Below are 12,306 nucleotides of genomic sequence, written 5' to 3'. Positions count from 1 at the left end.
ACACGAAAAATATTAATTTAGCTAAATATTTAATTGACAGTGATGAGTAAGTCCGCTTTCGATTACTGAAATTTATCAACCAACCTTATAAAATAAGATGACAAACCTTGTTCAAACCAAACTAGATGTTAGGATTTACGAAGACAGAAAAAGCATGGGTGCTGCTGCTTCGGAGAAATTTGCGAAAGAAGTAACTGCACTTTTGAAAACTAAAGATGAAATTAATGTAGTGTTTGCTGCTGCGCCATCACAAAATGAATTCTTAGCAGCACTAGACTACGAAAATTTAGATTGGAACCGTATCAACGCTTTCCACATGGACGAGTATATTGGCTTAGCTGCTGATGCACCACAGGGTTTCGGTAATTTTTTGAAACATCGCTTATTCGATAAATTCAATTTCAAATCTGTAAATTATTTAAATGGCAACGCAGATGATATTGTTGCCGAATGTGATAGGTATACTACATTGTTAAATCAACACAAAGTGGATATGGTATGCATAGGAATAGGAGAGAACGGACATTTGGCTTTTAACGACCCGCCGGTGGCAGATTTTGAAGATAAGCACACGGTCAAAGTAGTAGAACTTGATGAAGTTTGCAGGCAACAGCAGGTAAACGATGGTTGTTTCGCTGCTTTAGAAGAAGTGCCAAAAGAAGCACTTACATTAACTATTCCAGCTTTATTAAGTGCTACGTATATCAATTGCGTAGTTCCGGGGCCAACCAAGGCGGAAGCAGTTAAAAATACACTGCAAGCAGAAATTAGCACAGAAAATCCTGCTACTATTTTGAGAAATCACACAAATGCAGTACTATTTTTAGATAAGGATAGCAGTCATTTGTTAAATTCATAAATGAAGAATATGGCCGAGCAAATGCTAAACCCAATGCAAAATAGGTATCTCTCTTTAGACGTATTGAGAGGATTGACCGTTGCGCTAATGATAGTGGTAAATACTCCAGGCGACTGGAGCAATATTTATGCGCCTTTGAAGCATGCAGATTGGCATGGTTTTACGCCTACGGACTGGGTGTTTCCAGCGTTTCTATTTGTAGTGGGTAACGCCTTAAGCTTTAGTCTTAAAAAGATGGGTAAATTGAGTTCTTCGCAATTTTTACCAAAGGTTTGTAAAAGAACGGCAATTATCTTTCTAATAGGTTTGTTCCTCAACGGCTTTCCATTTTTTCATTATGAAGGTGATAAAATCGTTTTTAATAGCTTGTTAGATATTAGGTTATGGGGTGTACTACAACGTATTGCATTATGTTACTGCTTGGCAAGCTTGATGGTTTTTTACTTCAAAAAATCTGTAGTCATTATCTCAAGCATTTCAATTCTATTGGGCTATTGGGCAATATTATATTTCTTCGGCGACCAACCAGATCCTTATAGCTTAGAAGGAAATGTTATTGGAAAAGTAGATTTGGCGTATTTGCCTGTCAAAAATATCTACAAATATTATCCCATACCATTCGACCCACTTGGCCTACTTAGTACTTTACCTGCCGTTGTAAATGTAATTGCTGGGTATCTTACAGGTTTATTTATCCAAAAACAAGGCAATAACCTATCTTCTGTTTGGAAATTAATCGTTGTAGGTACAGTTTCAGTAATTATAGCATTGGTTTGGGGCAATTATTTTCCAATAAACAAAGCCTTGTGGACTAGCACTTACGTACTTTGCTCGCTTGGCTATTGCTTAATCATTATCGGTCTATTAATGCTCATTATTGAGATTTGGCAAATTAAACGTTGGGCATACTTTTTCGAAGTGTTTGGTAAAAATCCTTTGTTTATCTACGTACTGGCTTGGTTGGTTATTAGTGCAATGGGTGTAATCCGCATTGGCGGAAAATCTTTAAAAGGAATAGTTTATCAAAATGGCTTTGCAGATTGGTTAACACCAATTAATGCATCGCTATGGTTTGCCATTGTTTACATGTTAGTAATGTGGGCAATTGGAGTGGTGTTAGACATAAAGAAAATTTACGTAAAAGTATAAACGAGCAAAGCCCCAAAATCCATTGGGGCTATTGCTACTAACCTAAACAAACTATTATCTTTAATGACGATGATCTTCGTGCCCTTTTTTGGTATGCTTTGAATGCTCCTTTTTCTGGGATTTGTCTTCGTGGTTATGGTCATGTCTGCAGCCTGTATTCATGCATGCTACAATGCAAATTATAGCCATGGTTTTTAATGCTTTCATATTATTGAATTTTAATGCTTAAACCTTTAATTGTTTGCCATCCTTCTTTGTCCGTTAAACGGATCATAAAATGGTAGTCTCCAGGATCAATATCTGCAGGGATGGCAATTTGAGCAGTAGCTTCATATCTTTTGGAGCCCGCCGGGATATTGTAGTTTTGAATAAATACGAAAGGCTTTACGGGAGCTTTCTTAGCTTCAAAAGTACATTGATTAACTTCTGTACTGTGGTTATGTTGGTCGAAATTGTGGTGTATATCCAAACTATATGCTCCCAATTCTATGTTATCACTAAAAGTTGCTCTAATGGTAGCAGTTTGTCCACGCGTAAGTGTACCACATTGTAATGGAAATGAATTTGCTGTAGTTACAATTTCGGGATATTCGGTATCTATTTCTACTTTGTTATCTTTTTTACAACCAGTAAAAATAAATAAGGCCATAGCAAATAAGGCTGCAATCTTTTTCATACTATCTTTTAATTAATGTGTTGTGTTTAAGTTAGTAAGGAGATTGCCAGTAACAATCTCCTTGTATTTTTTAATGTGAGTGTCCTTCTTCAGCGTGTACTTCAAAATTTAATTTCAATACATCCTGCCCACCAAAAGCGGTAGCATAATCATTACGGTTCCAGTCATTTCTGGTAATGTTTGCTTTAACACCTGCATTTACTTTTCTAAGGATAAAGCTCACTTCTTTTGTAGCTCCTTCATTTCCATGTCCAACGGTAAAGTAGCTCAAAATACCTGTGGTACCTATACCACCAGCGCCAGATACTGCTGTTCCGTCACCGTAAGTAGCTTCTCTCGGTTGAAAAATAGCACCGCTTTCATCAGTAGTTTTTGAGTTTAAGATAAAGTTGCCACCTACTATAAATGCTTTGTAGTTATCAGCAGTTGTTTTGTTAGCGATAAAATCATTTTGTACTTCTTTGCCTGTGTAATCCCAAGCTTTCAATTGTATTTTGTAAACAGCTTCGGCTTCAATGTGCATGTGTCCGCCAGAAATAGCCGCACCTTTGTTATTGAACTTAACTACAATTGGAGTTACACCGGCTTTATCAGCAAGGTCATGAAAATGATCTCCGTGTGCATGACCATCTACTTCTGTAAAAATAAGTTCGGCTCTTTCAATGCCTTCTCTAATAGGATCGTCTTTATCCTTTTTACATGCGGTAAAAGCTGCTACAAATAAAAGCATCGCTGCTAGGGTAATTTTTCTTGTTTTCATTTCTTAATTGATTATTGATTATTGGATATTGATTATTTTTTATTCACTTAATTCATATTTACCGGTACTTCTATGTATTGGTAAAAACCGATTTTGTAAGTGGTATTTAGGTAAACTACACCGAAATAATAGGTGCCAGTTTCCCAAGCTTTTGCACCATTAATGGATGTGGCAGGTACATTGTTATCTGTACTGTTGCCAATTATCATATCAGGCCAACTTCGAATGGAGGTGTTAGTTGTGGCATCAAACGGTGTATTGGTGAAGAAAAAAGAATTGGCAACATCTTTATGCTCGTAAATATCGTACACTATAGCTTTCGAGAAATCAATTTTATCAATTGCCTCTGGTTTATGGTTATGCTTTTTGTTGATGAGCAATAAGTACATCTTTCCACTGCCTTTTACGTTGCTCAGTGTTACTTGCGAATTCAATTTGTCGCCTTTGTTTAAAGATGAGCCTGGGGTGATAAAATTGCCATTTCTGTAAAAACGGGCTCCGTTTGAAAACAAGTTGAAAATACTTGCACTAGGGTTTACCGGTACATTTGCAGCTGCATAAATGGTAATGTTTCTCTTTTCTTCTAGCTTAGTGCCGTTTTCATCGGTTACAATGATGATAAAATCATATTTTCCCTCTGGAGCTTCTGCCGGGATAGTGAAATGCTTATGTACATTGGTGTTTTTTGAACCTTTGTATTGCGTCCAATTAATTTCATGGCTCCAAGTCTTGCTGTAGGTTTCGCCGGTGCGCTGTTGTATCTTAACTTGTACCAAGTCAATTTTATCACCAGCAGTAATGTCGGCGTTTAAATGAAAATCGGCATTTATTATCCCTATTTCATTGTTGTTAAGCCCTATTTCTACATTTTTAATTTTTGGCTTAGCAAGTTCTTGCTCAGGTTCTTCGTCTTTTTTACAGGCTGTAAATGCACTTACGAATAACAGCATTACCGCTACGATTTTTTTTGTCTTCATTTTTTAACTGTATTTTGGTTATTGAGATATGATAATTGGATATTGTTTATCGGTCATTTACTCTAAATGGTATTTTTAACGATAGCACTACGTTTCTGCTCGCTTCGGGTAATTCAATCAACCTGTAAAAACTGGTGTGATTTAAATATTTAGCATCCAAAAGGTTTTGTACCTGTAAGCTTACATCCACCATCTGTTTATTAAATTTCAAACTGCCACCCATTTGTAAGTTAATTACTTGATAACCTGGTGTTTTCTTCTCTGGCGGAACAATGTTGTCTTGTCGACCTGTTAAACGGTAATCAATGGAGAAGTAAGTATTACTAATGCTATTTGAAATTTTTGGCGACCAAGTAAGGTTAACCAAGCCAGAAGGAGCAGGAGAGAAGGGTAGCGTAAAACCTTTCTTATCGCCAGAAAGTTGCTCGCTATATACATATTCTCCCAAAAACTCCGAACTTAATGTTGGCAACCATTGGTACGTTGCCCTCAATTCAGCTCCGTAACGCATTACACTACTTTGCCTATATTCAAAAATCTGATTTCCGGCTCCGTAAAATCTATCGTGGTGAGCTGTGGGATTAAGGTAGATATAGTTAGAAAAGTAGTTGTAAAATGGATTAATCCCTATAGACCAGCGCTTTTCTGTCCAAGTAATACCCAAATCAGCTTGATACGCAACTTCTGGATCTAAGCTGTCATCACCTATTTCGTAGCTGAAATAATGATAACTTACTCCATTGGCAGCTAATTCTTTGGCTATCGGCATCCTAAAGCTTTTGCCCACATTGGCTTTGATATTGAGCTTGCCAGGATTGTAATTTGCACCAACCGACCAAACAAAGCTGTTAAAAGTCCTTGAGAAATCTTGAGCTCTAGTGAGGTTTCTACGCACAATAGATCCATTAATTTCTTCGTCAGATTTAAACCAGTCATCATATCGTTCAAATTGGTAAGAACCATAGTCATAGCGCACTGCACCGTGTAAAATCAAATCGTTGTTAACGATGTACTTATCGTATACAAACAAGCCGGTATTAAACTGTTTAAATGCAGGTATTAAGAAACTCCATCCGCTAATGTTGTTGTTTTGGAAATCGCCATTAAAGCCAATTTGAAACTGATGTTTATCAATGGCGAAGCTTCTTCTGACATTTGCAGCATAAATGTATTTGTCATAAACTCGTTCTAAGTTTATTGGAATGGTCATTTCTGCCGGATAAACCGAGGGCATATATCCATGAGCAGTATAATGGTTAAGTTCCTTTCTGTAATTGTGCTGAAACCCTAATTCTAACTCAGTTTTGCCGTTGGTGTGCGTAAACTCGGTACGATTAATTAACTTAAAATGATTTACCGTTTGGTAAGGCAGTTGTAAATCACGATCTGATGCATCATGGATAGCTTCGTCTACGTTACGAGGTTCGAGCCCATGCGCATTTGCGAAAAAACCAGTTTTTGCATAACTGTTGCTAGCGTAAAAGGCAGTTTTAAAGTTTTTTCCAACGTAGCCGGTATTAAAATGCAAACCTGTTTCTCTTCCTGCTGTGTTGCGTAATTGGTTATTATGCAGATTTACAGCATAATCGTAAACGTAAACTTTGTCTGTTGGTACGCGGTAATCTGCATAGTTTTGATAGGTAACTCTACTATCGAAAAACCATTTTTTATTACTGCCAAAAAGATTTACAGAACCTCCATAGTGCTTGTTGTTTGTTTTGCCGATCAAATTAACGTTACCACCTAAACCTTGGTTTAACGGTACATTTACTGGTTTTAAATTAATGGCACCACCGATAGCATCAGAGCCATAAATAAATGAAGAAGGGCCTTTAATAATTTCGATTTCGCCTGTAGCAAATTGATCGATCTCTAAACCGTGATCGGCACCCCATTGCTGGCCTTCGTGTTTAATTCCCTTATCCACTACCACCACACGGTTAAATCCCATGCCGCGTATTAAAGGTTTCGATTGCCCAGAGCCAATGCCGATATTGCTAATACCGGGCAAACGATCTAACGTTTTCATTAAACTTCCGCCTAGGTTACGTTGCACAAATTCTTGGTCAACAATGTCGATGTTTCTCGCTTCGGTGTTTTTCCTAATGTTCTGTGAGCTGCTATTAATTTCTACCGTTTTTAGCTCGTTGATTTCTGGCTTCAATTTCACATGGAGGTGATTTTTTCCCGTTTTGATGCCAATGCGTTTTTCATAATTAGCATAAGCTTTAGCTTGCACAGTAAGCACATAATTACCCAGAGGGATGGTTTGGAAAATCGCAGTTCCCGAAGCATCAGTAAACACTACTGAATTACTTAGCGATACTTTAGCGCCTTCAACAGCCAATTGGTTATCATCGCTTACGTAAACAGATACGTTTGTGCTTTGCGCAAAAGCATAGCTTGCCAAAAAGCAGCTAAAGAAAAATGCATACCATTTCTTCATCAGAAAATTGAGAATTGTAGCATTGACGAGCCTAGAAAATACTAGCTTTTAAAGCATAGCATAAATCAAGGTTTTGCCAAAGACAATAAATAAAATTGAATGCCTAAACGGCGTCCGGGTAAAAAAAAATAATTGGATTTACGGCGTTGCCTAGCAAAGACAGCCGTTTAAATAGAAATTAGCTCAAAAGGCTAGGAGGCCCTTTGTTAGAAAAGTTTTGTAAGGTAAACTTATAAATCCTAGTGTATACGAAAGTGTTTAACTCAGCGCAAACATCAGTTGGAATGTCAATAACAGGCGGATGTGCCATCAAGATTTGCTTGCCTTTAATTTCGGCAGTGTATTCACAAATCAAACATTTTTCTGCTGCGCTAGAGATAGATTTCTCTGTAGTAGTTTTTACAAAACCTTCATCAGCATGATGTGAGTGAAGCGTTTGTATAAATGGAATAGTAAGAAACAATATCGCCAACAAAGCACCAGCAAATTTCTTCGCTGCACTGTTCTGATATGTATTTCTTCTTTTCATTAATGATACAAAGTTGCAATAAATTCTGGTCTAAAAGAAAAAGAATTTCACTTTGTGTGCAGATATGCGCTATAAAAGAATAGCTGTAGCGAGTTAAAGTGCATCACTACAGCTATTTATAGCTTATAAGAATAATTGCAATTATTTTGTTGCTTCCTTCTCAGTTTTCTTTACAGCACGTGGTTTTGCCACTTTTTTCTCTTCTGCAACTGGAGCAACTTCTTCTGTTTTTGTAGCAGGAGCTTCTACTACAGGCTTTGCAGTTTTATCAATTTCTTTAGAAAATGCTGATGCAGTTTTTTCTACTAATTTCTTCAACTTCTTGTTTGGCTTAGCAAAAGTGCTAATTAGGGTAGTTAGCTCAGTAATTAATGCAGCTTTAACTGCTTTCTCGGCTTGTTTACGGTTGGCTTTCAGCTGCGCCTTTTGTTGCGCTCTCTGTTTGTCTTTCTTCATGGAATTAAGCTTTTTTGCAAAGCTAGGGCATTGCTTGGTTAAGTGTATATTATCATTTTGTTAATGTTAAGTAGTGGTGTTAACATAGAATTGATTTGGAAGGGGAGGATTAATCAATTACCAAATATGGAACTAATGACCAATTACCAATAATCAATTTCCAAACGGTTATAAACTTTCGGACTTGCCAACCATTGAACAAATGTTGAGCTTGCGAAATCCCGAAACTTCGGGAAACTAATGAGCCAATGAACTAATAAGCCATTGCAAAATGACCTATATCACATTTTAGTCTGACCTAATCACAACTAAAAAGTGTCTGCTGTCAATAATTTTGGAAAAAAATACGATACAGCATGGTTCATCAATTTCATATTCCAGTTTTAGGTTTAGGTTTTTCTATAGATACGCCTTTGAAAGTAGCCCGTTATGGCATTTCTTCAGTCGTATCAATTGTAGATGACGAGTTAACAGAACGGATGCGTAAATATCATTCGCAAATGAACCTAATCGAATATCATCCTATTGATAAAAAAACGGAGGATTATAGAACTAAGCGTATTACTGCTTACCTCAACTTGTTGCAAGACTTAGTAGATCGCCAATTTGAAGACCTGAAAAAACAAGATTTTACTGCCGGAAGTGATATTTGCAGATATTTTGAGCTATTGCCAGAAGGTTCTACCATTAAACACGGTTACGAATTGATGATGGAATATCCAGAAGGTCAACGTAAAAATATATTTCAAGACCGGTTACGCCAGCGCATGAAAAAGGGCAACATCGATGTAAATATCATGGCTAAGGTTGATAAGCTAAATTTCGATAAGGAAGGTAATTACTTAGGCGATGAAAATACAGATGCACTTTCAGCATTAAGGGCATTTGCGGAAAGTAAATTGAATGCTTCGGTGGTGCTTTCTGCAGGTATGAACCCACGTTTATATAGTTATATTGAGAAATTTGAAGGTTTCAATCCAGATGAAAATGGAGTGTTTAACAAACGTATTATTTTAAAGGTAAGCGATTTTCGCTCTGCTTTGATACAAGCTAAGTTTCTTGCTAAAAAGGGTCTTTGGGTATCGGAGTTTAGGATAGAGTCTGGGTTAAATTGTGGCGGACATGCATTTGCTACCGATGGCTTTTTACTAGGTCCAATTTTGGAGGAATTTAAGCAGAGCCGCTTAAAAATGCAGGAAGAACTACGTGAGCTTTACTCGAAAACATTAGCTTTAAAAGAAGTTAAAGTAGCTCAATTGCCGCAACAACGTATTACTGTACAAGGTGGAATTGGTACAGCACAGGAAAACGAATTTCTTTTAAAATACTACAATTTAGATGCTACAGGTTGGGGAAGTCCGTTTTTATTAGTACCAGAAGTAACTAACGTTGATGAAACTACATTGAACCAATTGGCAGGAGCTAAGCAAGAAGATTATTACTTGAGCAATTCATCCCCTTTGGGCGTATTATTTAACAATTTTAGGTACAGTAGTGCTGAACAGTTGAGGCTAGATAGAATTGTAGCTGGCAAACCGGGTAGCCCATGCACCAAGAAATATCTGGTTACAAATACCGAATTTACCAAGGAACCTATTTGCACGGCATCGCATAAGTATCAAAAGATGAAAATTAAGCAGTTAGAGGAGCAAAACCTCGACAAAGCTGCTTATCAAGAAGCGTTTGATACCATTACCGAAAAGGTTTGTTTATGCGAAGGTTTATGTACATCAACCTATATTAAAACCAATATGTTAAAGCCTAAGGAAAGTAAAGCTGTGGCTGTTTGTCCTGGGCCAAATTTGGCTTTTTTTAACAAGGTTTATTCGTTAGATGAAATGGTAAAACACATTTACGGTAGTGTTAATTTGTTAGAAAAAGTGCAACGTCCTCATGTGTTTATTAATGAATTAAATCTGTACATCGATTACTTACAAACTGAAGTTCAACTGTATTTCAAAAATATCAACGATAAGAAAAAGAAGCACTTGGACGGTTTTAAAGATCAATTACAAAAAGGTATTTCTTACTACAAAGATTTGTTTAACGACATCTCTAGCCAGAATATTTTAAACGAATTGATGGTGTCTGAAAGTAGGCTTTTGAATACCAATATTTAAGATTTGTGATGACCAAATCTGCTAAAATAACTATCTTGGCGGTACACAGCCGATACACTATAAAATGGAAAGAGCCAAATTGTTAAACGCGATTATAGAAAATGCAATTGATGGAATTATTACCATCGATGAGTTTGGGGTAATAGAACAAATTAATCCATCGGCGTTGGCACTTTTTGGTTACGATAGGGAAGAAGTTACAGGTAAAAATGTATCGATGTTAATGCCTAGGCCAGATAAGGAAAGGCACGACCAATACATTGCAAACTATCGTGATACCGGAAAAAGACATATCATCGGTATTGGTAGGGAAGTTCAAGGCCAGCGTAAAGATGGCTCAGTTTTTCCTTTCAGATTAGGTGTTAGTGAAGTAAAGTTTTCTGACAGAAGGATTTTTACGGGTTTTATCCACGATTTAAGTCGCCAGAAAGAAGACGAACTTAAAATTAAAAGCTACACCGAAGAACTAGAAAGTAAGATTAAGGAACGTACGCAAGACCTTATCAAATCTATCAACGAATTAGAAACCGCAAAGGAGCATGTAAGTGCATTGTTTGAAAAGGAAAAGGAGCTTAACCAGTTGAAAACAAGGTTTGTATCTATGGCTTCTCACGAGTTTAGAACCCCGTTGAGTTCCATTCAATTATCAGCTTCTTTGATTGATAAGTACACCACTAAAAACGATGCTGCAAATGTTGAGAAACATACGATGAAAATCAAAAATGCGATCAACAATCTTACTACTATCCTTAACGATTTCCTATCCCTAGAAAAACTAGAAGCAGGTAAAGTAGAACCTACTGCCAATTGGTTTAACGTAATTGCTTTTGCAGAAGAAATTGTAGAGGAAATGCAGCTCATCAGTAAGCAAAATCAGCTTATTGTTTACGAGCATACAGGTACAAGTGCACAGGTTTTTTTAGATCATAATTTGCTGAAAAACTGTATCATCAACTTAATTTCTAATGCTATAAAGTACTCTGGCGAGGATACGATGATCCAATTTAATACCAAGCTTAAGGAAAATGAATTGATTGTAGAAGTGAAGGATAACGGGATTGGCATTCCAGAGGTTGATAAGATCAACTTGTTTGAGCCGTTTTTTAGGGCACATAATACGGGCGATATTCCGGGAACAGGATTAGGTTTAAATATCGTAAAACGATATGTAGGCTTAATGAACGGTACCGTAAGCTGCCAAACCGAACAAAATAAAGGAACTACATTTACCCTCCATTTTAATTTTAACCATCATTAGGGCACCGAAGAACACCTTAATGAAAATAATTTAGCGCAATGAAAAAAGTTTTAGTAATTGAAGACAACGACGACATCAGGGAAGGTACAGTAGAAATTTTAGAATTGGCGGGTTACGAGGCTGTATCGGCAAAAAATGGCAAAATAGGTGTAGAATTAGCGTTAAATTCATCTCCAGATATCATTTTATGTGATATTATGATGCCTGAGCTTGATGGTTACGGTGTACTTTATCTGCTTAGTAAGAACCCTAAATTGGCAAACATTCCTTTCATTTTTATGACTGCTAAGGCAGAAAGAGCCGATATGCGTAAGGGAATGGAAATGGGCGCAGATGATTACCTGACGAAGCCTTTTGATGACCTCGAGCTGTTTAATGCTATTGAAAGTAGGTTAAAAAAGAAAAATCAGACAGTAGGTTTTAAATCTGGTCCGAAAGATTTACAGACCATTTTTGCAGAACTGAAACAAAAAGGAAAAAGCAGAAGCTATGCTAATAAGCAGGTAATTTATGTAGAGAATGACGAGCCTAGTTATCTGTATTTCATTAAAAGTGGACAGGTGAAAACTTACAAGCGCTTTAAAGATGGACGAGAATTGTCTTCGAATATTTATAAAGACGGGGATTTTTTCGGTTACGAAAGTTTATGCTGTGGTGTGCCTTACGCGGATAACGCAGCAACTTTAGCTGATACAGAGCTGCTACTTATTCCTAAAGCAGATTTTATGGATGCTTTGCTTAATCACCAAGAAATGGCTACAGCTTTCATCGAATTGCTATCTGGAAATATTCGCTTTAAGGAAGACCAGATGCTAAAACTCGCTTACTTTTCTGTGCGTAAAAGAGTGGCCGAAGCTTTGGTTCAGTTATCTAAAAAGTTTGCTCCAAATAACGAAGACAGCTGTACACTTAAAATTTCGAGAGATGATTTAGCTGCCTTTGTAGGTACTGCAAGCGAAACTGTAAGTCGTATGCTAGCTGATTTTAAAGAAGAAAAACTGATTGAGAAACACGGCAATGCTATTTATGTGGTTTCTATAGAGAAATTAAGTCACATTAAGCAATAAATTGGTAAA

General features: G+C 36.9%; 11 protein-coding genes. 5 read left to right on the top strand and 6 right to left on the bottom strand.

All coding sequences use genetic code 11. From position 1 onward, the window contains the following. The first annotated feature begins 97 nt into the window (after nucleotides 1-97). Both AC23ME_RS12475 and AC23ME_RS12470 read left to right on the top strand, forming a co-directional pair. Nucleotides 98-859: a glucosamine-6-phosphate deaminase gene (locus tag AC23ME_RS12475; RefSeq protein ID WP_487728097.1), complete on the top strand. Its 762-nt coding sequence runs from the start codon at nucleotides 98-100 to the stop codon at nucleotides 857-859. Continuing rightward, nucleotides 860-2,008 (top strand): acyltransferase family protein, encoded by a 1,149-nt coding sequence (locus AC23ME_RS12470; protein ID WP_487728096.1) that lies wholly within the window; start codon nucleotides 860-862, stop codon nucleotides 2,006-2,008. It abuts the gene before it with no gap. A gap of 208 nt (nucleotides 2,009-2,216) precedes the next feature. Here the strand turns inward: AC23ME_RS12470 and AC23ME_RS12465 are convergent, their stop codons facing one another. The 6 genes from AC23ME_RS12465 to AC23ME_RS12440 form a co-directional block, all read right to left on the bottom strand. Continuing rightward, entirely contained in the window at nucleotides 2,217-2,684 is a 468-nt protein-coding gene (locus AC23ME_RS12465; protein WP_487728095.1) for a DUF4625 domain-containing protein, read from the bottom strand. A gap of 70 nt (nucleotides 2,685-2,754) precedes the next feature. Continuing rightward, nucleotides 2,755-3,444, bottom strand: a complete 690-nt coding sequence (locus tag AC23ME_RS12460; protein WP_487728094.1) for a hypothetical protein — start codon at nucleotides 3,442-3,444, stop codon at nucleotides 2,755-2,757. A 47-nt stretch (nucleotides 3,445-3,491) separates the two neighbouring features. After that, nucleotides 3,492-4,421, bottom strand: a complete 930-nt coding sequence (locus AC23ME_RS12455) for a DUF4625 domain-containing protein (RefSeq protein WP_487728093.1) — start codon at nucleotides 4,419-4,421, stop codon at nucleotides 3,492-3,494. Between the two features lie 46 nt (nucleotides 4,422-4,467). Continuing rightward, nucleotides 4,468-6,867, bottom strand: coding sequence for a TonB-dependent receptor (locus tag AC23ME_RS12450; protein WP_487728092.1), 2,400 nt, complete (start codon nucleotides 6,865-6,867; stop codon nucleotides 4,468-4,470). A 178-nt stretch (nucleotides 6,868-7,045) separates the two neighbouring features. After that, nucleotides 7,046-7,396, bottom strand: a complete 351-nt coding sequence (locus tag AC23ME_RS12445; protein WP_487728091.1) for a hypothetical protein — start codon at nucleotides 7,394-7,396, stop codon at nucleotides 7,046-7,048. A 141-nt stretch (nucleotides 7,397-7,537) separates the two neighbouring features. After that, nucleotides 7,538-7,852: a hypothetical protein gene (locus tag AC23ME_RS12440; protein ID WP_487728090.1), complete on the bottom strand. Its 315-nt coding sequence runs from the start codon at nucleotides 7,850-7,852 to the stop codon at nucleotides 7,538-7,540. A gap of 356 nt (nucleotides 7,853-8,208) precedes the next feature. On the opposite strand from AC23ME_RS12440, the gene AC23ME_RS12435 reads away from it, so the two are divergent. The 3 genes from AC23ME_RS12435 to AC23ME_RS12425 all read left to right on the top strand — a co-directional run bounded on the left by AC23ME_RS12435 (nucleotide 8,209) and on the right by AC23ME_RS12425 (nucleotide 12,297). Next, nucleotides 8,209-9,972: a hypothetical protein gene (locus AC23ME_RS12435; protein WP_487728089.1), complete on the top strand. Its 1,764-nt coding sequence runs from the start codon at nucleotides 8,209-8,211 to the stop codon at nucleotides 9,970-9,972. A 64-nt stretch (nucleotides 9,973-10,036) separates the two neighbouring features. Continuing rightward, the gene (locus tag AC23ME_RS12430; RefSeq protein ID WP_487728088.1) at nucleotides 10,037-11,230 is read left to right on the top strand and encodes a PAS domain-containing sensor histidine kinase; all 1,194 of its coding nucleotides are present in this window, start codon (nucleotides 10,037-10,039) and stop codon (nucleotides 11,228-11,230) included. A gap of 38 nt (nucleotides 11,231-11,268) precedes the next feature. Then, nucleotides 11,269-12,297, top strand: coding sequence for a response regulator (locus AC23ME_RS12425; RefSeq protein WP_487728087.1), 1,029 nt, complete (start codon nucleotides 11,269-11,271; stop codon nucleotides 12,295-12,297). The last annotated feature ends 9 nt before the right edge of the window (nucleotides 12,298-12,306 follow it).

The sequence above is a fragment of the Pedobacter sp. T50_32 genome (genome assembly GCF_057652195.1).
The sequence above is the reverse complement of the archived record's forward strand: the minus strand, read 5'-3'. Positions and strand labels throughout refer to the sequence as shown.